Annotated in this window: 18 protein-coding genes; 7 read left to right on the forward strand and 11 right to left on the reverse strand. The window is 71.0% G+C overall.

All coding sequences use genetic code 11. From position 1 onward, the window contains the following. Positions 1 to 2 precede the first annotated feature (2 nt). From ABZ896_RS04110 to ABZ896_RS04125, 4 genes are all read right to left on the reverse strand, one after another. Positions 3 to 1,349 (reverse strand): VWA domain-containing protein, encoded by a 1,347-nt coding sequence (locus ABZ896_RS04110; protein ID WP_360921547.1) that lies wholly within the window; start codon positions 1,347 to 1,349, stop codon positions 3 to 5. Then, entirely contained in the window at positions 1,346 to 2,203 is an 858-nt protein-coding gene (locus ABZ896_RS04115) for a MoxR family ATPase (protein ID WP_360921831.1), read from the reverse strand. The genes ABZ896_RS04110 and ABZ896_RS04115 overlap by 4 nt, the downstream gene beginning before the upstream one ends. Before the next feature lie 174 nt (positions 2,204 to 2,377). Next, positions 2,378 to 3,679: an FtsX-like permease family protein gene (locus ABZ896_RS04120; RefSeq protein WP_360921551.1), complete on the reverse strand. Its 1,302-nt coding sequence runs from the start codon at positions 3,677 to 3,679 to the stop codon at positions 2,378 to 2,380. 3 nt (positions 3,680 to 3,682) lie between these two features. Next, the gene (locus ABZ896_RS04125; protein ID WP_360921554.1) at positions 3,683 to 4,468 is read right to left on the reverse strand and encodes an ABC transporter ATP-binding protein; all 786 of its coding nucleotides are present in this window, start codon (positions 4,466 to 4,468) and stop codon (positions 3,683 to 3,685) included. A 141-nt stretch (positions 4,469 to 4,609) separates the two neighbouring features. On the opposite strand from ABZ896_RS04125, the gene ABZ896_RS04130 reads away from it, so the two are divergent. From ABZ896_RS04130 to ABZ896_RS04155, 6 genes are all read left to right on the forward strand, one after another. Continuing rightward, entirely contained in the window at positions 4,610 to 5,254 is a 645-nt protein-coding gene (locus ABZ896_RS04130) for a hypothetical protein (protein WP_360921557.1), read from the forward strand. 63 nt (positions 5,255 to 5,317) lie between these two features. Further along, the gene (locus tag ABZ896_RS04135; protein ID WP_360921560.1) at positions 5,318 to 5,998 is read left to right on the forward strand and encodes an ABC transporter permease; all 681 of its coding nucleotides are present in this window, start codon (positions 5,318 to 5,320) and stop codon (positions 5,996 to 5,998) included. Positions 5,999 to 6,029: 31 nt separating this feature from the next. After that, a complete protein-coding gene (locus ABZ896_RS04140; protein WP_360921563.1) occupies positions 6,030 to 6,701 on the forward strand; it encodes an ABC transporter permease subunit in 672 nt (223 codons plus the stop codon). Continuing rightward, positions 6,698 to 7,636 (forward strand): ABC transporter substrate-binding protein, encoded by a 939-nt coding sequence (locus tag ABZ896_RS04145; RefSeq protein WP_360921567.1) that lies wholly within the window; start codon positions 6,698 to 6,700, stop codon positions 7,634 to 7,636. Before ABZ896_RS04140 ends, ABZ896_RS04145 begins: the two co-directional genes overlap by 4 nt. A 39-nt stretch (positions 7,637 to 7,675) precedes the next feature. Then, a complete protein-coding gene (locus tag ABZ896_RS04150; protein WP_360921570.1) occupies positions 7,676 to 8,272 on the forward strand; it encodes a hypothetical protein in 597 nt (198 codons plus the stop codon). A 146-nt stretch (positions 8,273 to 8,418) separates the two neighbouring features. Further along, a complete protein-coding gene (locus ABZ896_RS04155; RefSeq protein WP_360921573.1) occupies positions 8,419 to 9,297 on the forward strand; it encodes a hypothetical protein in 879 nt (292 codons plus the stop codon). On the opposite strand, the gene ABZ896_RS04160 is transcribed toward ABZ896_RS04155, so the two are convergent. Further along, a complete protein-coding gene (locus ABZ896_RS04160) occupies positions 9,298 to 10,452 on the reverse strand; it encodes a betaine/proline/choline family ABC transporter ATP-binding protein (protein WP_360921576.1) in 1,155 nt (384 codons plus the stop codon). It abuts the gene before it with no gap. 120 nt (positions 10,453 to 10,572) lie between these two features. Between ABZ896_RS04160 and ABZ896_RS04165 the strand changes: the two genes are divergently transcribed. After that, the gene (locus ABZ896_RS04165; RefSeq protein ID WP_360921579.1) at positions 10,573 to 13,521 is read left to right on the forward strand and encodes a family 78 glycoside hydrolase catalytic domain; all 2,949 of its coding nucleotides are present in this window, start codon (positions 10,573 to 10,575) and stop codon (positions 13,519 to 13,521) included. Here ABZ896_RS04165 and ABZ896_RS04170 read toward each other — a convergent pair. The 6 genes from ABZ896_RS04170 to rhaI all read right to left on the reverse strand — a co-directional run bounded on the left by ABZ896_RS04170 (position 13,494) and on the right by rhaI (position 21,229). Continuing rightward, a complete protein-coding gene (locus ABZ896_RS04170) occupies positions 13,494 to 14,174 on the reverse strand; it encodes an LUD domain-containing protein (RefSeq protein WP_360921583.1) in 681 nt (226 codons plus the stop codon). The two genes, ABZ896_RS04165 and ABZ896_RS04170, sit on opposite strands and share 28 nt — an antisense overlap. Beyond that, positions 14,171 to 15,658: a LutB/LldF family L-lactate oxidation iron-sulfur protein gene (locus tag ABZ896_RS04175; protein ID WP_360921586.1), complete on the reverse strand. Its 1,488-nt coding sequence runs from the start codon at positions 15,656 to 15,658 to the stop codon at positions 14,171 to 14,173. The genes ABZ896_RS04170 and ABZ896_RS04175 overlap by 4 nt, the downstream gene beginning before the upstream one ends. Next, positions 15,655 to 16,410, reverse strand: a complete 756-nt coding sequence (locus ABZ896_RS04180; RefSeq protein ID WP_360921590.1) for a (Fe-S)-binding protein — start codon at positions 16,408 to 16,410, stop codon at positions 15,655 to 15,657. Before ABZ896_RS04180 ends, ABZ896_RS04175 begins: the two co-directional genes overlap by 4 nt. 72 nt (positions 16,411 to 16,482) lie before the next feature. Then, positions 16,483 to 17,907, reverse strand: a complete 1,425-nt coding sequence (locus ABZ896_RS04185) for an FGGY-family carbohydrate kinase (RefSeq protein WP_360921834.1) — start codon at positions 17,905 to 17,907, stop codon at positions 16,483 to 16,485. An 8-nt stretch (positions 17,908 to 17,915) separates the two neighbouring features. Next, positions 17,916 to 19,955: a bifunctional aldolase/short-chain dehydrogenase gene (locus ABZ896_RS04190; RefSeq protein WP_360921593.1), complete on the reverse strand. Its 2,040-nt coding sequence runs from the start codon at positions 19,953 to 19,955 to the stop codon at positions 17,916 to 17,918. Positions 19,956 to 20,068: 113 nt separating this feature from the next. Then, positions 20,069 to 21,229: an L-rhamnose isomerase gene (gene rhaI / locus ABZ896_RS04195; RefSeq protein ID WP_360921596.1), complete on the reverse strand. Its 1,161-nt coding sequence runs from the start codon at positions 21,227 to 21,229 to the stop codon at positions 20,069 to 20,071. Positions 21,230 to 21,400 lie beyond the last annotated feature (171 nt).

A 21,400-nucleotide genomic window follows, 5' to 3' on the forward strand; every position in this document is an offset into this window, starting at 1 on the left:
CCTCAGATCGGCAGCAGCCGTCCCACCAGGATGCTCAACTGCCGGGCGTTGCGGCACTCGTGCATCTCGACCAGGTCGGCGTACTCGTACGCGGCGGAGTCGCCCGTGCCCCACTGGGGGCGGGCCTCCGGGTTCAACCAGTAGACGCGGCGGGCCCGTTCGGTGATCTCGCGGACCGCGGGGAGGTTCGGGTCGCTCATGTTGGTGCGGGCGTCACCCAGGACGAACACGGTCGTGCGCGGACCCACCGCGTCGCCGTAGCGCTGCGCGAACTCGCCCAGCGCGACACCGTAGTCGCTGCTGCCGTGCCAGCCCGTGAGCGTGGCCTCGGCCCGGATGCGGGCGCCGAGCCCCTCCGCGTCGGCCGCCCCGTGTTCCAGGAGCCCGGTCACCTCGTCGAGCCGGTTGACGAAGGCGAACACCCGCACCTTGCTGAACTGGTCGTGCAGCGCCTGCACCAGCAGCATCGTGAAGTCCGAGAACCCCGAAACCGAGCCCGACACGTCGCACAGCAGCACCAGTTCGGGCCGGGCGGGCCGGCGCCGGCGCAGCACCGGCTTCATCGGCACCCCGCCCGTCGACAGCGAACCGCGCAGGGTCCGCCGTAGATCGATGCTCCCGCGCGCCGCACGACGCCGCCGGGCCGCGAGTCGGGTGGCGAGCTTGCGCGCCAACGGCTGGACCGTGCGCCGCAGTTCGGCCAGCCGGTCCTTCCCGGCGAACAGGAAGTCCACCCGGTCGGTGGTCGTCGCCACCGCCCGCCGGGCGAGCTGGTCCCGGTCGCGCCGCTCGGCGACCCGCCGCCGCGCCTCGGTCGCCACCAGCGCCCGGAAGGCGTCGATGCGCCGCCGGATCTCGTCCTCCAGCAGCCGGTCCGTGAACCCGGACATGCCCTGCTGCCCCCGGACGGAGTCGCGGACCCGCGCGAGCAGCGTCTGCGGGCGCAGCCGGTCGAGGACCTGGTACGACGACCAGCCGTCCGTGGTGGGGGAGTTGCCGTAGCCGCCGAAACCGTCGACCGCCTCGATCGCCAACCGGGCCATCAGGCCCCGGTCGTCGGCGGCGAGCGCGGCCGCGAGCCGCTCGCGCAGGTCGTCACGGTCGGTGGTCCCCTCGCCGGGCGCTCCCACGCTCCCCGGGAAGTACAGATCGAAGACCGGGTCGAACACCTGCCGTTGAGCCGGACCGTGCAGCAGCGTCGCCGCCAGGCCCTCCCGCAGCCGCTCGCGGTCCGCGAACCCCAGCGCCTCCACCGCCTGCGCCGCGTCCACGGTCTCGCCGGTCCCGATCCGGACACCGTGCGCCCGCAGCGCCCCGACCAGGGAGGTGAGCCGCTCGGCGGTGCTCACACCGCGTCCAGGTCGAGCTTGGCCCCGGCCTTGAGGATGTCGTCCTGGTGCTTGAGGAGAACGCCCAGGGTGTCTCGTACGACCGTCTCGTCGAGGGAGTCCGCGCCGAGCGCCAGCAGGGTGCGCGCCCAGTCGATGGTCTCCGCGACGGACGGCACCTTGCGCAGGTCCATGGCCCGCAGCGCACCGACGACCCGGACCACCGACCTGGCCAGCGCCTCGTCGAGGCCGGGCACCTTCAGCCGTACGATCCGCCGCTCCAGCTCCTCCTCGGGGAACCCGATGTGCAGGAACAGACAGCGGCGGCGCAGGGCCTCGGAGAGTTCACGGCTCGCGTTGGAGGTGAGGACGACGAAGGGGCGGCGGGACGCGGTGATCGTGCCCAGCTCGGGCACCGTGACCTGGAAGTCGCTGAGCACCTCCAGGAGCAGGCCCTCGACCTCGACGTCCGCCTTGTCGGTCTCGTCGATCAGCAGCACCTTGGGCTCGTCGCCCCGGATCGCCGTCAGCAGGGGGCGGGTGAGCAGGAACTCCTCGCTGAAGATGTCCGTGCGCGTCTCGTCCCAGGTCTCGTCGCGGCCCGCGCTGATACGCAGCAGCTGCTTGGCGTGGTTCCACTCGTACAGCGCCCGGGACTCGTCCACGCCCTCGTAGCACTGGAGCCGGACCAGCCGGGCTTCGGCGACCTGGGCCACGGCCTTGGCCAGCTCCGTCTTGCCGACCCCGGCGGGGCCCTCCACCAGGAGCGGCTTGCCGAGCCGGTCGGCGAGGAAGACGGTCGTGGCGACGGCGGGGGAGGCGAGGTAGCCGGTCTCGGCGAGGCGTGCGGAGACGTCGTCGACGGAAGTGAACAACAACGGGGCCTCCAGCGCGGTGCGAACTCGTGTCCACTCACTATCTAAGCGCTTGTTCACCCTGGCTGTCACGTGGTCCGGGAGGTGAGGGACACGGCCGTGAGCTGATGGCCGCGGCCGGGACGCGGCAGAGGGCGGCCACCGGAAGTGGCCGCCCTTCGTCCTCCGTGGGGTTCACGCCGCCAGCGTCACCGCCGGAGCCCGCAGCACCCTGCGTGCCGTGGCCAGGCTCGTCCCGATCGTCGCGGCCGCCGCGATCGACGCCACCGCCCACCAGATGCCCAGCCCCTGATGGGGCGGCACCGAGTCGGTACGGACCACGGTGTAAGGGATGATCCCGGCCAGCGCCGCGAGCGCTCCGAAGAACAGACCGGTCGCCGTGAGGATCAGCCCCTCCGTGCCCACCGTGCGCAGCACCTGGCCCGGCGTCGCCCCCGCGAGACGCTGCTGGCCGAACTCCCGGCCGCGGTAACTGGTCGCCGCGTACAGCGAGTTGACCAGCATGACGCAGACGAACACCACGATGATGCCGACCACCGTGAGGTTCAGTGTCTCCAGGTTCTTCGCGTCGACCGTCTTGACCGCCCCCGACGCCTCGACGGCGTCGCTGTCCACGCCCTGCATGTACAGCGTCGCGAGGGACACGGCTGTGAACAGGATCAACGACATGAGCACCCCGGCGAGGTGATCCGCCCGTCGACGCAGGTTCCGCACGGCCAGCCAGCCGCTCGCCCCGGTCAGCGGCAGCCGGTCCAGCACGCCTTTCAACAGCCGCGGCGAGAGCAGCGCGAACCCCACCGACAGCAGGATCGCCCCGTACGCCGGTGTCGCCATGAGCGCCTCGTCCGTCGCCGAGAAGGCGAAGGTGGAGGTGGCCGACAGAGCACCGAGCCCCAGGGCCGCGTAGGCGAGGACCGTCCGCGCCCGGCCCCGCCGCCGGTCCCCGCGCGTCGCCCGCCGGACGGCGAGGAACGCGGCACCCGCGGACGCGATCAGCGTGATGGACACGCCGGACATCAGCGCCACCGAACCGAAGGAGTGGTCGACGGAGTCCGCGACCTGCCCGCTGTCCTGGAAGACGTCCAGCAGCACCCGCCCGCCCAGCATCGCCGGGACGATCGCCGCCACGGCACCGACGAGCGCGACCGCCACCGCCTCGCCCACCACCATCCGTTTGATCTGCGCGGGAGTCGCCCCCGAGCAGCGCAGCAACTCCACCTCACCCGCTCGCTGGCGGACGTTGACCGTCAGGGTGGAGGCCACCGCGAAGAACACCAGGAGCGTGCCGTACCCGCCGACCACGCTCGCCGACGTGGTCAGCGTCTCCTCGCTCCGCGCGTCGACACCCGCCTGACCGGCCGTGTCGTAAAGGGAGTTGAACGTCATGGTGATCGCCGCGCCCAGGAAGGCGGCAAGCAGGGTCGCCAGGAACCGTCCGGGCCGCCGCCGGATCGACCGCATCGCCAGTACGAACATCGCTCACACCCCCACCGTCACGTCGTCGCCCAGGTGCGCGAGGCGCTCGGCCACCGCGTCCGGGGTCGGGGCGTCCATGTGGCCGGCGAGCCGGCCGTCGGCCAGGAACAGCACGGTGTCGGCGTAGGAGGCGGCGACCGGGTCGTGCGTCACCATCACCACGGTCCGCCCGTGCACCCGCACCGCCTCCTGGAGCAGCCGCAGCACATCCCGCGCGCTGCGGGTGTCCAGGGCGCCGGTCGGCTCGTCCGCGAAGATCACCCGGGGCTCCGCGACCAGCGCGCGGGCGATCGCCACGCGCTGCCGCTGACCGCCGGAGAGCTGGTCCGGCCGATGGCCGAGCCGGTCACCGAGCCCGACCGCCGTCAGCACCTCCCGGACCCGGCGCCGGTCGACGCGCCGCCCGGCGAGCTTGAGCGGGAGCACCGTGTTCTGCGCGACCGTCAGCGTCTCCAGCAGGTTGTACTGCTGGAACACGAACCCCACCCGCCCGCGCCGGAACTTCGTCAGCTCGGCCTCGCCGCCGCCCGTCAGGTCCCTCCCGTCCACCCGCACCAGCCCGCTGTCGGGCCGGTCGAGCCCCGCCGCGCACTGGAGCAGCGTGGACTTGCCCGAACCCGACGGCCCCATCACCGCGGTGAAGGTGCCCCGGCCGAGGGCGAGCGTGACCCCGTCCAGCGCGGTCACCCGGCTCTCCTGCGTGCCGTAGCTCTTGGTGACCTTGACCAGCCGCAGCGCCTCGGCGGCGGATCCCGTGTCGTCCGTACGCCGTGAGCCTGTGCGAAACATCGTCATCACCCTCCGTCCGGCACTCCGTGTGCCTCGCAGAAGACGCTACGGAGCAGGCGGACAGGGCACATGGGGCGCAGACACCGTCTTGCGGGGTGTACTCAGTGACACCCCCGGGCCGGATACGACAGGGTGATCGTCATGACCGACGGAATAGCCTGGCTCGCCGAACCGCAGTCCATCGCCTGGGGCGGCTACAGCGTGGTGATCGCCCCCGACCTGGAGTCGGAGTCGCTGGCGCGACGAGTCGCCGAGACCACCTTCAGACCCCGCAGAGCCCGCTCGATCGGCGAACTCACCGGCCGCCAGGCCGAGGATCTGATGAACGGCCTCTACGACGACCCCCTCGCCGCGATCGCCCTGCGCCACGGCGAACTCGACGCATGGTCGTACGTCATCAAGTACGGCGGCTGGCAAGCGGAGTTCGGGCGCGGAGCCCGACCGGTCGACCGGGGCGGACTGCACGTCTACCACCTGGAGTTCGAGGAGGAGAACGGCAAGCCGGTGCCCCCGCAGTTCGGCTACTCGCACGACGAGACCCTGATGTGCGCGTTCAACCTGCACCTGGACGGATCCTGGGGCTACGACGGCGTCCGGGGCGACCCCGACGTGGCCTCGGCCGTCCAGGACCGGCTGACCGCGGCCGGCCTCCCCGACCACGACCTCGACCGCCGTACCGTCCACCGGACCTCGCTGGAGGTCCTCCAGGAGCACTTCGGACTCACCCTGCCCCGGGACCGGATCCTCCACGAGAACCTGCCCACCATGCTGCTCACCGAGGTCTGACCACACCCCCGTACGGGCCACCACAACGCGCCGCCGTCCCGGCCCGCCCAGTGCAATGGAGGAGTGACCGCACCTCCCGACGACTGCCTCGCGCGCAACGAGTGGATCTGCGGTGAGTACCTGAGCAGCCGCCGCCACATCCTGTGGGACGCGGTGCTCCAGCACCTCCAGCTGACCACGGTCTCGGTGCTCCTCGGACTGGCCCTCGCCCTGCCCCTGGCGGTGCTCGCGCGCCGCTGGGGCTGGACGGCCGGCCCCGTCCTCGCCGTCACGACCGTGCTCTACACGATTCCGTCCCTGGCGATGTTCTCCCTGCTCCTGCCCGTGTACGGCCTCTCCGCGAGCCTCGTCGTCGCCGGACTCGTGCTCTACTCGCTGACCCTGCTCGTGCGGAACATCCTCGCCGGACTGCGGGCGGTCCCCGAGGAGACCCGGCAGGCCGCACGCGGCATGGGCTACGGCCCGATCCGCCTCCTTCTCACCGTCGAGCTGCCTCTCGCCCTGCCCGCCGCGATGGCCGGACTGCGCATCGCCACCGTCTCGGCGGTCTCCCTGGTGACGGTCGGCGCGATCGTCGGCTTCGGCGGGCTCGGGAACCTGATCTACGCCGGTATGAACACCTACTTCAAGGCACAGGTGCTGACCGCGTCGGTGCTGTGCGTGGTGATCGCGGTGGTGGCGGACCTGCTGCTGCTCGGCGTGCAGCGGCTGATGACTCCATGGACCAGAGCGGGGCGCGGATGAGGAGCGCGAGGCGGATGCGGAGGGGGCGCGGATGCACACGCTGACCGACGCCTGGGACTGGCTCGCCGACTCCGCCCACTGGGCCGGTGAGGACGGCATCTGGCACCGGCTCCTGCAGCATCTCGTCCTCACCCTCGTCTGCCTGGTGGTCAGCTGTCTGATCGCCCTGCCGGTCGCCGTCGTCCTGGGCCATCTGGGCAAGGGTGGCGCCCTGGCCGTCAACATCTCCAACATCGGCCGCGCGGTCCCCACCTTCGCCGTCCTAGTCCTGCTCCTCCTCACCCCCGTGGGCGACTGGGGCGAGGGCCCGACCGTCGTCGCGCTCGTGCTGTTCGCCGTACCGCCGCTGCTCACCAACGCGTACGTCGGCATGCGCGAGGTCGACCGCAGCATCGTGCAGGCGGCGCGGGGGATGGGCATGACCGGGCGACAGGTGATGTTTCACGTGGAACTGCCCCTTTCGCTACCCCTGCTCCTGAACGGCGTCCGGATCGCCGCCGTCCAGCTCGTCGCCACCGCCACCATCGCCGCGCTGGCCGGCGGGGGAGGGCTCGGGCGGATCATCACCGCCGGGTTCAACCTGGCCAGTACGCCCCAGGTGGTGGCGGGTGCGGTCCTGGTCGCCGTGTTCGCCCTGATCGTGGAGGGCGTCTTCGAGACGGCCGAGCGACTCGTGCCCCGTCGGGCGAGGGGGACGCGATGAAGTGCGTACGGGCTGTCCTGGTCGCCGCCCTCCTGCTGACCGGCTGCTCGACCGGCCCCTCCCTGGAGGCCCGGGGCGAGGTCACCGCACCGCCCGGCGACAGCCACCACCTGACCATCGGATCCGCCGGGTTCACCGAGAGCGACCTGCTCGCCCAGATGTACTCCCTGTTGCTGAAGCAGGCCGGGTACAAGACCTCCCTGCTCACCGTCGCCAACCGCGAGCTGTACGAACCCGCCCTGGAGGCCGGTCAGATCGACGTCGTGCCGGAGTACGCGGCCACCTTCGCGGACTGGCTGAACGCCAAGACCAACGGCGCCGACGCGACGCCGGTCGGCTCGCCCGACCTGGACGCGACGATGAAGGCGTTGCGGAAGCTCGCGACGCCGAGGGGGCTGACCGTCCTGGACCCCGGCCGGGCGGTCGACCAGAACGCGTTCGCGGTGGGGGCCGCCTATGCCCGGCGGCACCGGCTCAGGACGCTGAGTGATCTCGGGGAGTCGGGGCTGAAGGTGCGGCTCGCGGCGGGCGACGAGTGCGTGCAACGGCCGTACTGCGAACCGGGGTTGAAGAAGGTCTACGGAATCGCCATCACGGCCGTAGATCCCAAGGGTGTCGGGACGACCCAGGCGAAGCGGGCCGTGCAGAGCGGGCGGGACCAGATGGTCCTCACCACCACGACGGACGCCACGCTGGACGACTTCGGCCTGGTGCTGCTGGCCGACGACAGGCATCTCCAGAACGCGGACTATGTGGTGCCGGTGGTCAACCGGTCCCGGGCGGGGGCCCAGGGAGTAACCGAGGCGCTGAGCCGTCTCAACGACGTACTGACCACGGCCGACCTCGCGTCCATGAACCAACAGGTCGACAGCTGGCGGCGGTTGGCGTCGGACGTGGCCCGGGACTACCTGGAGGAGAAGGGTCTGCTGAGGTGAGACGGGGGCGTTGTCAGTGGGGGCCTGTACGTTGCGGGCATGGGGATCTATCTGGTGAGTGTGGGGGCGCGGGAGTGGTTCGACGATGGGGAGGAGGAGGGGCAGGGGGCTGTTACCGCCGGGTTGAACGAGGAGTTGCGCCGCCGCGGACTGTCGCCGTACGAGTCTCTGCCGGAGGAGCCGGAGCGGTCGATACGAGGGTCGGGGCTCTCCTTCGAGGAGAAGCTGGTGCCGTCCATGGACGGTTTCCTCGGCTTGATCCGCGAGCATCTGGGGCCCTCCGACGCGGAGGCCTTTCTCGACTGGTCCGTGCTGGTGCCGGTGTCGCTCGACACGCCGGTCGAGCTCTCCGTCGAGTCCGCGTACTCGGAGACCACGGTCGTGGCCGGAGCCCCACAGCTCCTGCCCCTGGCGCAACGACTCGCCGAGGCCGTGCGGTTGCCCCTCGATCTGATACCCGGGACCTGCGACAACCTCGACCTGACCATGTGGTTCCTGGACGGCCCGGCGAAGGACACGGCCGCCGCACGACCGGGACCGTGGGGCGACGACCTGGACGCCGCCTTCTACGTGGCGATGTACCTGCGCGCCGCCCAGCACTCGATCCGCCGCAACTGCCCGCTCGTCTACACCTGAGGCTCCGCCTGGACGGCCCGCTGAGGTGACGCCTCCGTGACGTCGGTGACCGTACTGGTGCGGGCGGAGGGCTTCCCGGCGCCCGCAATGCCCGGTACACCCGGTTCATGGGGGACAACTACGGGGGACGCCGATGGTGGCGTCGAGTGAGAGAGCTGTACGAGGGCGCGGAGGCGGAACAGCGGCCGAAGAGTCTGGCGGACCTCGTCCGCACCGAGGACGATCACGCGTACAAGGAGTTCTGCGCGACCTGTCCCGCGCAGAACATACGGATGCAGCGGGTACTGGGTGCCGCGCAGCGGGCGTTCGAGCGGTGCACCCGGCGGAGCGTGGAGCACGCGCTGCGGGCCGCCCTGCGCAATGTGCTCGCGGAGCCCCGGCCGCCCGGCGACCTGGTCTGCGAGTACCTCGACCGGGAACTCACCGACATCGAGGGGTGGTTGGACCAGGACCGGGCGAGCGCGGTGAGCCGGGGGCTGAACATCGGCCTGGGACTGGGAGCCGCCACGGGCACTCTGCTGCTGGCGCTGCCCCTCCTCGCCGGCCGGCCCGCCCTCGCCCTGCTCGGCATCACCCTCGACTGCGGTGACCGCTGGGGTCTGCTCGGCGCGTTCGCCGCGGGCGGGGTGGGAGCCTTCGGGGCCGTCCTCAGCGTCCTGGGCCGGCTGCGGCTGAGCGCCGACGAACTGGCACAGCGGCAGGCGGCCGGGTCGGGGAGCGGAGCCGTACCCGGCCGGCAACTGGCCCGGCGTATGCGCCACGAAGGGGTGTATCGCGTGATCGTCGGCTGGATCCTCGCGGTGGCCGTCTACTTCGTGCTCAGCGGGGGGATCGTGCCGGTGTTCGAAGTGCCGGCCACGACGGCCCAGGTGTGCGGTGCCGCGGGGGCCGGGAGCGCGGCCGGCACGGGTACGGAGTTCTGGGGCTTCTGGTGCGCCATCGGATTCGTCGCGGGGTTCAACGAACGCTGGGCCTTCGGGCTCCTCCGGCGGGACACGGCCGCGAAGGGCACCAAGACCAACTGATCACGCGTCCGCGACCGATTCGAAGTCCACCTGACCGCGCGACACGCCCAGCGCGTCCGCGTCCACCGACCGGCGGAGCGCCTCGTGCAGCTTCGCCGGTGTCAGCACACCGAGGAAGCGCGAACCGTCCAGCACGGCGACCCAGCCGGCGTCGTGCTGGAGCATCACACCGAACGCCTGCTTCAAGGGGGCACCCACCGGCACCCAGGCGTTCATCCGGTGGGCGAGCTCACCGACCGTACGGCTTCCTTCGAGGTCGTCGATGCCCACCCATCCGTGCAGATCACCGGCCGGGTCCAGCACCACCGCCCAGCGCGCACCCTCCGCCCGCAGCCGCTCGGCCGCCCGCGCAGCGGGCTCGTCCACGCGGGCGACCGGCGGCTGCTCCAGGTCGTCCGGCTCGATCGCCGTGACCGACAGCCGCTTCAGCCCCCGGTCGGCGCCCACGAACTCGGCGACATACGGCGTGGCGGGCCGCCCGAGCACCGACCCGGGCGTGTCGAACTGCTCGATCCGCCCCTGCCCGTACACGGCGATGCGGTCACCGAGCCGGACGGCCTCCTCGATGTCGTGGGTGACCAGCAGCACCGTCTTGCGCACCGCGGCCTGCATCCGCAGGAACTCTTCCTGCAGCTGCTCCCGCACCACCGGGTCCACGGCGCCGAACGGCTCGTCCATCAGCAGCACCGGCGGATCGGCGGCCAGCGCCCGCGCCACGCCGACCCGCTGCCGCTGACCGCCCGACAACTGCTCCGGATAGCGCGCCCCGTACGTCTTCGGATCCAGGCCCACCAGATCCAGCAGCTCGGCGGCGCGCGCCCGGGCCTTCGCCCGCTTCCAGCCCACCAGCGACGGCACGGTCGCCGTGTTGTCGAGAATCGTGCGGTGCGGGAAGAGCCCTACCTGCTGGATGACGTAGCCGATGCGCCTGCGCAGCCGCACCGGGTCCACCCTGGCGATGTCCTCGCCGTTCACGAGGATCCGTCCCGAGGTCGGTTCGATCAGCCGGTTGACCATCATCATGGTCGTCGTCTTGCCGCAGCCGGACGGGCCCACGAGCGTCACCAGCTCGCCCTCGGACACCTCGAAACTCAGGTCGTCGACCGCCGTCGTCCCGTCCGCGTACCGCTTGCTGACCTGCTCGAACCGGATCATGACCTCACGCTAACGGCGCGGCCAGGGCTCCGCGCATCGACGGGGTCCCACGGGCTGAGAGGTTCCGACCGTTTCTGGAAAGGCTTCCTGCTGTGACAACGGCGACGAAGGGACCGCAGCATGACTGACGGGATCGAGCGCACCGCAGTTGAGGGCCTCACGGTCGAGCACCGCACCGATCCGCTGGGCGTGGACGCGGCACGACCCCGCTTCGGCTGGCGCACCACTTCCCGGGTCCGGGGCCGCCACCAGAGGGCCTACCGGATCCTGGTCGCCTCCTCGCCCGGACGCCTGGCCGACGGCCACGCGGACGTCTGGGACAGCGGCCGGACCGAGACGGCGGACTCGGTGGCCGTGCGCTACGCGGGCCCGGATCTGCTGCCCTCGACGCGCTACCACTGGACGGTCCAGGTCTGGGACGAGACCGGCAGCCTCCTCCCCGCGGCCCCGAACGCCGTCTTCGAGACGGGCCTCCTCAGCACCGACGGCGAGACCGGCTGGGACGGCGCCCGCTGGATCACCATGGCGGACAAGGCCCCGAACAGCCCGGGCGCACCCCTGCTGAGGCGCCAGGAACCCCTCGACGGCCAAGCCGTCCGCGAGGCCCGGCTGTACGTCTCCGCCCTCGGTGTGTACGTCGCCCACGTCAACGGCCACCGGGTCACGGTCCCGCAGAACGGCGGCACCACCCACGAACTGCTCACCCCGGGCTGGACGAACTACGACACCACCGTCAACTACTTCACCTACGACGTGACCGAACTCCTCGCGGGACAGCGGCACGTCACCCTCGCGGCCGTCCTCGGCAACGGCTGGTACAACGGCCGCGTCTCCGAGAACAGCGTCTACCACTCCCCGGACGGCAACCGCCTCGCCCTCAAGGCCAGGCTCCTGATCCGCTACGAGGACGGCTCGACCCGGTCTGTCGTCACCGAGCCCGGCGACGCCTGGCGGGCCACCGACACCGGCCCCCACCGCGCCGACGACCTCTACGACGGCCAGACCTACGACGCCCGCAGGGAACTCCCGGGCTGGACGGAGGCCGACTTCGACACCTCTGCCTGGTCCGGCGTCGAGGAACACGACTTCGCCGCCCGCTTCCCGGACTCCCAACTCGTCGCGTATCCAGGCGAGTCGGCCCGCCTGATGCCCGAATGGGACCGCGGCCCGCAGTCGATCACGATCCGCACCGGCGGCGACTTCACGGAGGACCCCGCCCGCACCGGCCTCGACCCCACCGCCCCCGTCACCCTGCACCCGGGGGACACCGCCCTCCTCGACCTCGGCCAGAACCTGGTCGGCGTCCCCCGCTACACGCTCCGAGGCCCCGCGGGCACCCAAGTCACCTTCCAGCTCGGCGAGATGCTCAACGACACGAGCGCGGGAGCCGACGGCCCCGAAGGCTCCCTCTACCGGGAGAACCTCCGCAGCGCGCAGGCCACCAGCACCTACATCCTCAAGGGCGACCCGAACGGCGAGACCCACGAGGACACGCTCAGCTTCTACGGCTTCCGCCATGTCTCCGTGACCACGACCGACACCGTCACCCTCGCCGCGTTCACCGGCCGGGTCGCCACCTCCGCACTCGACGACATCGGCGACATCACGACCGACGACGCGGACGTCAACCAGCTGATCAGCAACGTCCGTTGGGGCCAGCGCGGCAACTACCTCTGGGTGCCCACCGACTGCCCGCAGCGCGACGAACGCTGCGGCTGGACCGGCGACACCCAGCTCTTCGCCGCCACCGGCCTCTACAACACCGACGCGGTCGCCTTCCTCGGCCACTTCCAGGACACCGTGATCGACTCGCAGCGGACCTACGGCCTGGACGGCGCCCAGTTCACCTGGATCGCACCCGGCTCCCGCTACAACGAGCCCGTCCCCGCGAGCGGTTGGGCGGACTGCGGGGTCGTCGTGCCGTGGACGGTGTGGCAGATGTCCGGCGACCCCACGATCATCGACCGGAGCTGGGAGGCGATGACGGCCTACCTCGACTGGATCCGGCGGCGCACCGGCGACACCTTCGCCGGCCAGGGCGCCGTCTTCGGCGACTGGCTCGCCTTCCAGATCACCAGCACCCAGCTCATCAGCGACGCCTACTACGGCTACAGCGCCCGCCTCATGGCGGACATGGCCCGCGCGACCGGCCGTACCGCCGAGGCCGCCGCCTACGAGGAACTCTTCGGCAACATCAAACGGGCCTTCATTGCACGGTACTTGAGCGCCGAGGGCGACACGGTCACCGTACGGTCCAGCCTCGGCGACCCGCCGCCGTACACGCCCGGCAACAGCGCGGGCAAGACCGAGGACGACACCCAGACCGCCCTGCTCTGGATCCTGAAACTCGGCTTCTACGACACCGAGGCACAACGGCGCACACTAGTCGGCCACTTGGCGGACAACATCGCCAACGCCCCCGCCTACAAGGCGGCCCACCCCGACAGCACCCGCGTCGACCACGCCGAGAACACCCTCGCCGTCGGCTTCCTCGGCGTGAACGTCCTCGCCCCCGTCCTCACCGACGAGGGCCGCGCCGACCTGGCGTACGCACTCCTCCACCAGGACGCGATGCCGTCCTGGCTCTACTCGGTGAAGAACGGCGCGACCACGATCTGGGAGCGCTGGAACTCGTACTCCACCGAGGACGGCTTCGGTCCGGTCGAGATGAACTCCTTCAACCACTACTCGTACGGCGCGATCATGGAGTGGATGTACGAGAGCATGGCCGGCATCGCCAGGGACCCGGCCCACCCGGGCTTCCGGCACTGCTTCCTGCGCCCCCACCTGGACCCGACCGGCAGGATCACCCGCGTCGCCGGCTCACACCGGTCGCCGTACGGCGAGATCGTCAGCGAATGGCAGGTCAGGGATGGGCAGTTGACCTACCGGGCCACCGTGCCCGCCAACAGCACGGCGACCCTGTGCATCCCGACCACCGATCCGGCCTCCGTCCGCGAAGGCAGCGAAGGCGCGACACCGCTGCCCGGGTTCATCGACTTCACGGACGGCATCGCGTCCTACCGACTCCCGTCCGGCACCTACGAGTTGACGTCCTCGCTCTCCTGAGGCTGAGCCTGATCCTGGGGTTGAGCTTCCACCAGCACCACCTCCAGGGTGCGAGGACCGTGCACCCCCTCGACCCGGTCCAGCTCGATGTCACTGGTCGCCGACGGACCGGAGATCCAGGTCAACGGGCGGGTCGGGTCGAGGCGTTCGAGGCCCTGGGGGACCGAGGAGACGACCTGGTCCGGCACCCGTACGACACAGACGTGATGGTCCGGGACCAGGGTGATCCGGCGGCGGCCCTGGTCCGAGCCGCCGTCCAGCACGATCGTGCCGGTCTCGGCGATCGCCACCGCGCACGCCGTGACCACGCTGTCGATCCGGTCCAGCTCGTGCGGGGTGCTCTCGCCGCGGTCGGGGATCTGCTCGGCGTCGGAGTCCGCGAGCCACGACGGCTCCAGCCCCGGCGGCACCAGCACGGTCTTCGAGCCGCGCGCCGCCAGCATCCCGGCGAGCGTCGCCGGTAGGTCGGCGGTCGTGCAGCGGTGCACGATCGCCCGGTAGTCGGCCAGGTTCTCGGCGAGCAGATCGACCGTCTCCGACACACTCCGGTCACCGTGCTCGCGCAGGTACGCGCGCTCGATCGGCGTGTCCTGGCTCGGCGCGTCGGCCAGCGCGCGCCGCACCCGGCCCAGGATCCGCTCCCTGCTGCTCACTTCGAGCCCCCCTTCTCGGAGCGGCCCCCGCCGGTCCGCTGCCACCAGTCGCGGAACGGTTCCGCGGGCACGGCGGGCAGCTCCCGCGTGCCGCTCCACGCCTTGCCGGGCCCCGGGAGCGAGCGCGGATGGAAACGACGTGTCCGCGAGGCCAGCCGCTGGCCGCCGCGCAGCGCACCCGGGTGCGCGAACGCCCAGCGTGCCGCCCGCATCGCCGCCCGTTCGGCGGCATGTCCCTTGGCCGGCTTCAGCACGACCTTGTTGCCCTCACGGACCACCGGCCCGCCCTGAACGACCCGCTCCCGCAGATGCACCAGCACCTCGGGGATGTCGATGGCGACCGGGCAGACCTCGTAGCAGGCCCCGCAGAGCGAGGAGGCGTACGGCAGCGAGGCGTCGATCTCGCTTGCGGTGCCCCGGAGTTGGGGGCTGAGGATCGCGCCGATCGGGCCCGGGTAGACCGAGCCGTAGGCGTGGCCGCCCGCGCGCTCGTACACCGGGCAGACGTTCAGACAGGCCGAGCAGCGGATGCAGCGCAGGGCCTGGCGGCCGACCTCGTCGGCGAGGGTGTCGGTGCGGCCGTTGTCGAGCAGGACCAGATGGAAGGTCTGTGGGCCGTCCTCGTCGGTGGTGCCGGTCCAGGTCGACGTGTACGGGTTCATGCGCTCGGCGGTGGAGGAGCGGGGGAGTGTCTGGAGGAAGACCTCCAGGTCCTGCCAGGTCGGCACGATCTTCTCGATGCCGACGACCGAGATCAGCGTCTCGGGCAGGGTCAGACACATCCGCCCGTTGCCCTCGGACTCGACGACCACCAGGGTGCCGGTGTCGGCGACCATGAAGTTGGCGCCGGAGATCCCGACCTTGGCGCGCAGGAACTTCTCCCGCAGATGCAGCCGGGCCGCCTCCGCCAGTTCGGCGGGCGTGTCGGTGAGGCCCTCGGGCGCCGGGCGGCCCCACTCGCTCATCTCGCGCTCGAAGATGTCCCGGATCTCGCCCCGGTTGCGGTGGATCGCCGGGACGAGGATGTGCGAGGGCCGGTCCTTGCCCAACTGCACGATCAGCTCGGCGAGATCGGTCTCGTAGGCCCGGATGCCCGCGGCCTCCAGCGCCTCGTTGAGCCCGATCTCCTGCGTGGCCATCGACTTGACCTTCACGACCTCCGACTCGCCCGTCATCTTGACGAGGCGGGTCACGATCGCGTTGGCCTCGTCGGCGTCGGCCGCCCAGTGCACGGTGCCGCCCGCCGCCGTGACCGACTCCTCCAACTGGACGAGATAGCGGTCGAGATGGCGCAGCGTGTGGTCCTTGATCTGCTTGCCCGCCTCGCGCAGTTCGGCCCAGTCGGAGACCTCCGTGACGGCCTTCGCGCGCTTGGCGCGGATCGTGTGCGTCGCGTGGCGCAGATTCCCGCGCAGCGTCTTGTCGCCGACCGCCTCGCGCGCGGCCTGGGGGAAGGCCGGCATCCCCACGAACGTCCCGCTCATGCCGCCGGCTCCTTCTCCGTGCTCGCCAGGATCTCCGCGATGTGCACCGGCCGCATGCCCGACTCCAGCCGGCCCATCGTGCCCCCGATGTGCATCAGACAGGAGTTGTCGGCCGCGCACAGCACCTCGGCGCCCGTCGACTCGGCGTTGCGCACCTTGTCCGCGCCCATCGCCGCGGAGACATCGGAGTTCTTGAGGGCGAAGGTACCGCCGAACCCACAGCACTCGTCGGCCCCCGGAAGCTCCTTCAGCTCCAGCCCCTCGACCGCCTGGAGCAGCCGCCGGGGCCGGTCGCCGAGCCCGAGGCCGCGCAGTCCGTGACAGGTCGGGTGGTAGGTCACCGTGTGCGGGTAGTACGCCCCGACGTCCGTCACCCCCAGCACGTCCACCAGGAACTCCGTCAGCTCGTACGTCTTCGGCACCACGGGCGCCAGCGTCGCCGCGAGGCTCTCCCCGCGCCCCTCGGCCCGGGCCCGCTCACCCATCCGCGGATACAGCTCCCGCACCATCGCCCCGCAGGAACCGGACGGGGTGACGATCGCCTCGTAGTCCCGGAATACATCGGAGAAATGCCGGGCGAGCGGCTCCGCCTCATGCCGGTAGCCGGTGTTGTAGTGCGCCTGCCCGCAGCAGGTCTGCGCCATCGGGAAGTCGACGTCGACGCCCAGCCTGGTCAGCAGTTTCACCACAGCGCGCCCGGTGTCCGGATAGAGCGTGTCGTTGACACAGGTCAGGAACAGGGCGACACGCATCGCGGCTCCTTGTGGTCGATCATCGGATGAGTGAAGCGTAGTCGGGGGTATGGGTCGAGGGGAGACCCCGGGTCAGGCCCGGGCGAGCCGGGCCTGCGCCTCGCGCCAGCGCTCGGTGTCGCCCTGGGGCTCGTACCGGGTCAGCGGCTGGGTACGGGTGAGCAGCTCACGTCCGCCCGCGAGGTCACCGACGAGGCCGTGCGCACGGGCCTGGACCAGCACGTTCCCGAGCGCCGCGGCCTCGGTCGGCCCCGCCACCACGGGCAGCCCGCAGGCGTCGGCGGTGAGCTGGCACAGCAGGGCGTTGCGGGTGCCGCCGCCCACGACGTGCACGACGTCGACGGGATGGTCGGCCAGCCGCTGGGCGTCCTCGACGGCCTTGCGGTGGGCCAGGGCCAGCGAGTCGAGAATGCACCGCGTGACCTCGGCGGGCGTCCCGGGCACCGGCTGCCCGGAGGCACGGCACGCCTCGGCGATCCGCTCCGGCATCCGGCCTGGCGCCAGGAAGACGGCGTCGCCAGCGTCCACCACGGACCGCAGCGCCGGCACCTTGGCCGCCTCCAGCAGCAGCTCGCCCAGATCCGGGTCACCCCAGGCCCGTACGCACTCCTGGAGCAGCCACAGCCCCATGATGTTCCGCAGATACCGGACCGTCCCGTCCAGCCCCAGCTCGTTGGTGAAGTTGGCGGCCCGGCTCTCCTCGGTCAGCACCGGCGCGCCCAGTTCCAGGCCCGCCAGGGACCAGGTCCCGGTGCAGATGTAGGCGAACCGCTCACCGGTCGCCGGTACGGCGGCCACGGCGGAGGCGGTGTCGTGCGAGCCGACGGCGGTCACCGGCACGGGCCCGGTGAGCCCGGTCTCCTCCAGCACCTCGGGGCGCAACAGACCGGCCGGATCGCCGGGTTGCCGCAGCGGCGCGAACAACTCCAGGTCGATGCCCAGCCGTTCGGCGACGCCGTACGACCACGCACGCGTCCGGGGATCGATCAGCTGGGTCGTCGAGGCGTTGGTCAGCTCGGTGCCCTGCTCGCCGGTGAGCCAGTAGGTGAGCAGGTCGGGGATGAGCAACAGCCGCTCCGCACCCGTGACTTGCTCGGCGACGAGCTGGTACAGCGTGTTGAAGGGCGCGTACTGGAGCCCGGTCGCCGCGTACAGCTCGGGCGCGGGCACGGTCGCCCACACCTTCTCCGCGACGCCCTCGGTGCGGGAGTCCCGGTAGTGCACGGGGTTGCCGAGCAGCCGGCCGTCCGCGTCCAGCAGCCCGTAGTCCACGGCCCAGCTGTCGATGCCGACGGAATCCACCTGGCCCGCCGCCTTGAGCCCGTCCAGGACACCGCCGTAGAGCGAGAGGATGTCCCAGCGCAGGCCCTCCGGGACCCGGACCGGACGGTTAACGAACCGGTGGGCCTCCGTCAGCTCCAGGCTGTCGGGGCCGACGCGGCCGACCATGACGCGCCCGCTGGACGCGCCGAGGTCGACCGCGGCGTACGACTTCACGGACCCGCTCACCGCAGGAAGGCGGCCGCGACGCCGGCGTCGACCGGGACGTGCAGCCCGGTGGTGTGCGTCAGCTCCCCGCCGGTCAGCGCGAAGACCGCGTTGGCCACGTGGTCCGGGAGCACCTCGCGCTTGAGGATGGTCCGCTGGGCGTAGAACTCGCCCAGCTTCTCCTCCTCCACGCCGTACACGGCGGCCCGCTGGGCACCCCAGCCACCGGCGAAGATCCCGGAGCCGCGCACCACACCGTCGGGGTTGACGCCGTTGACGCGGATGCCGTGCTCGCCCAACTCGGCTGCCAGCAGCCGGACTTGGTGGGCCTGGTCGGCCTTGGTGGCGGAGTAGGCGATGTTGTTCGGACCGGCGAACACGGCGTTCTTGGAGGCGATGTAGACGATGTCGCCCCCCAGTTCCTGGGCGATCATCACCCGGGCCGCCTCCCGCGACACCAGGAAGGAACCGCGCGCCATGATGTCGTGCTGGAGGTCCCAGTCCTTGGCGGAGGTCTCCAGGAGCGGCTTGGAGATGGAGATACCGGCGTTGTTGACGACGAGGTCCACACCGCCGAAGGCGAGCAGGGCCGCCTTGAAGGACGCGGCGATCTGCTCCTCGGAGGTGACGTCCACGGTCACGGCGACGGCCTTGTCGGGCCCGCCCAGCTCCTCGGCGACGGCGGAGGCGTTCTCACCGTTGAGATCGGCGACGACGACACACGCGCCCTCGGCGACCAGCCGCTGCGCGATGGCCTTTCCGATCCCGCTGCCCGCACCCGTCACCAGCGCGACCCGGGTCGCGAGTGGCTTGGGCTTCGGCATCCGCTGGAGCTTGGCCTCCTCAAGAGCCCAGTACTCGATGCGGAACTTCTCGGACTCCTCGATCGGCGCGTACGACGAGACGGCCTCGGCGCCCCGCATCACGTTGATCGCGTTGACGTAGAACTCGCCGGCGACCCGCGCGGTCTGCTTGTCCTTGCCGAAGGAGAACATGCCGACACCCGGGATCAGCACGATCGCCGGGTCGGCGCCGCGCATGGCGGGGGAGTCCGGGAGGGCGTGCCGCCGGTAGTAGGCGGCGTACTCCTCGCGGTACTCGGCGTGCAGCTCCTTGAGCCGGGCGATCGCCTCGTCCAGCGGGGCGGTCGGCGGCAGGTCGAGGACGAGCGGCCGCACCTTGGTGCGCAGGAAGTGGTCAGGGCAGGAGGTGCCGAGCGCGGCGAGCCGCGGATGCTCGGCGGCGGCGAGGAAGTCCAGGACGACCTCGGAGTCGTTGAAGTGCCCGACCTGCGGCTTGTCCTGGGAGGCGATCGCCCGGACGTACGGCGCGAGCGCGGCGGCCCGCTCGCGGCGATCGGCCTCGCCGAGGGCGCCGTACCCCTCGATGACGGGCCCGAAGGGCTCGGCCTTGCCGCGCTCCTCCAGGAACCTCTCGGCGGTCCGGATGATGTGCAGCGAGTTCTTCTCGCACTCCTCGGCGGTGTCGCCCCAGGCGGTGATCCCGTGCCCGCCGAGGACGACGCCGATGGCCTGCGGGTTGGCGGCCTTGATGGCGGCGATGTCCAGCCCCAACTGGAACCCGGGCCGCCGCCACGGCACCCACGCGACGGTGTCCCCGAAGCACTCGGCGGTCAGCTTCTCCCCGTCGGCGGCACAGGCGAGCGCGATCCCGGAGTCCGGGTGCAGGTGATCGACGTGAGCGGCCTCGACCAGCCCGTGCATGGCGGTGTCGATGGACGGCGCCGCCCCACCCTTCCCGTGCAGGCAGTAGTCGAACGCGGCGACCATCTCGTCCTCGCGCTCCACACCGGGGTAGACGTCAACGAGCGCCCGCATCCGATCCAGCCGCAACACGGCCAGCCCCGCCTCGGTGAGCGTTCCGAGATCCCCACCGGACCCCTTGACCCACATCAGCTCGACATCACCCCCGGTGACGGGATCGACATCAGTGCCCTTGGCAGACGCGTTGCCACCGGCGTAGTTGGTGTTTCGGGTGTCGGCGCCGAGCCGGTGGGATCGAGCCAGGAGGGCGGCGGCTTCGGGATGGGTAGCCATGACTTCCGGTTCCTATCTGAAAGAGAGCGGGGGAGTTTCCCTAGGGGCGCGGGGAACTGCGCGACAAGCCACATACGGCCCGCAGACCGCAGACAACAGAACGAGGCAGACGCTTACGCCCCCCACCCGGCCTGCTGCCCACCAACTCGCTCAGCGACGATCTTCTCGGCCCACCCGGACCGCCGATACGCAGCAATCGGGTTCGCGTCCAACCCCATCTCTTCCCGCACCTCGGCAAGCAGAGGCCTCACATCGGTGTTGTAGGCATCCATGAGCACGGCATTGGCTTCGAGAACGTCACCCTCACGCTGAGCAACCCCCAACGCCTCCCGGTCGACCAGCAGAGCCTTGGCGGTCGCTTCCTGCACATTCATCACCGACCGAATGATCGCCGGAATCTTCGCCTCGATGTTGTGACACTGGTCGAGCATGAACGCGACGTCGGGCGTGAACCCACCACCCCGCACGACCTCGTACATGATCCGGAACAGCTGGAAGGGATCCGCCGCCCCCACCATCAGGTCGTCGTCGGCATAGAACCGCGAGTTGAAGTCGAACCCACCGAGCTTCCCCTCCCGCAGCAGCGTCGCGACGATGAACTCGATGTTGGTCCCGGGCGCGTGGTGCCCGGTGTCCACGACGACCTGCGCCTGAGGCCCGAGCTTGAGGCAGTGCGCGTACGCCGTCCCCCAGTCCGGCACGTCCGTCGAGTAGAACGCCGGCTCGAAGAACTTGTACTCAAGGAGCATCCGCTGCCCGTCACCCAGACGGCCGTACACCTCGGAGAGACCTTCGGCGAGCCGGTCCTGCCGCGCGCGGATGTCGTCCTGACCGGGATAGTTCGTCCCGTCGGCGAACCAGAGCTTGAGGTCCGTGGACCCGGTCGCGTCCATGATGTCGACGCACTCCAGCAGGTGGTCCAGCGCCTTGCGCCGCACGGCGGCGTCCGGGTGGCAGATGCTGCCCAGCTTGTAGTCGTCGTCCTGGAAGGTGTTGGAGTTGATGGCGCCCAGCTTCACGCCGTGCTCCTCGGCGTACTTCGCCAGCGCGGCGTAGTCGTCGACCTTGTCCCAGGGGATGTGCAGGGCGACCGTCGGCGCGACCCCGGTCACGGCGTGCACCTGCGCGGCGTCGGCCAGCTTCTCGCGCGGGGTCCGCGGAACCCCCTGTTGGGCGAACACCTTGAAGCGGGTCCCCGAGTTCCCGTACGCCCACGACGGCGTCTCGACTGCCTGGGTCTTGAGCGCGGCCTTCACCGCGGCGAGCTCGGTCACTGAGGGCTCCTGTGACGTCGGGTCCGAAGGGCTGTGTGAACTGCTTCTCTGTGAAACGATTCAAGACGGGAAAGTATGAGGACCGGGCAGAGGTGTCAACCCCTGCGACCAAGGCTGTTGCCCGTGACCCCGCTGTGACCTGAGTGCATCGAAAACTTTTCGACACGGACC

The organism is Streptomyces sp. NPDC047072, assembly GCF_040643855.1.
Classification (GTDB): Bacteria; Actinomycetota; Actinomycetes; order Streptomycetales; family Streptomycetaceae; genus Streptomyces.

Coding starts and splice junctions, on each gene's coding strand:
- ABZ896_RS04140 (WP_360921563.1), top strand. CDS start 6,030: ATGCACACGCTGACCGACGCCTGGGACTGGCTCGCCGACTCCGCCCAC.
- ABZ896_RS04190 (WP_360921593.1), bottom strand. CDS start 19,955: ATGGCTACCCATCCCGAAGCCGCCGCCCTCCTGGCTCGATCCCACCGG.
- ABZ896_RS04150 (WP_360921570.1), top strand. CDS start 7,676: ATGGGGATCTATCTGGTGAGTGTGGGGGCGCGGGAGTGGTTCGACGAT.
- ABZ896_RS04165 (WP_360921579.1), top strand. CDS start 10,573: ATGACTGACGGGATCGAGCGCACCGCAGTTGAGGGCCTCACGGTCGAG.
- ABZ896_RS04130 (WP_360921557.1), top strand. CDS start 4,610: ATGACCGACGGAATAGCCTGGCTCGCCGAACCGCAGTCCATCGCCTGG.
- ABZ896_RS04125 (WP_360921554.1), bottom strand. CDS start 4,468: ATGTTTCGCACAGGCTCACGGCGTACGGACGACACGGGATCCGCCGCC.
- ABZ896_RS04145 (WP_360921567.1), top strand. CDS start 6,698: ATGAAGTGCGTACGGGCTGTCCTGGTCGCCGCCCTCCTGCTGACCGGC.
- ABZ896_RS04160 (WP_360921576.1), bottom strand. CDS start 10,452: ATGATCCGGTTCGAGCAGGTCAGCAAGCGGTACGCGGACGGGACGACG.
- ABZ896_RS04180 (WP_360921590.1), bottom strand. CDS start 16,410: ATGCGTGTCGCCCTGTTCCTGACCTGTGTCAACGACACGCTCTATCCG.
- ABZ896_RS04120 (WP_360921551.1), bottom strand. CDS start 3,679: ATGTTCGTACTGGCGATGCGGTCGATCCGGCGGCGGCCCGGACGGTTC.
- ABZ896_RS04175 (WP_360921586.1), bottom strand. CDS start 15,658: ATGAGCGGGACGTTCGTGGGGATGCCGGCCTTCCCCCAGGCCGCGCGC.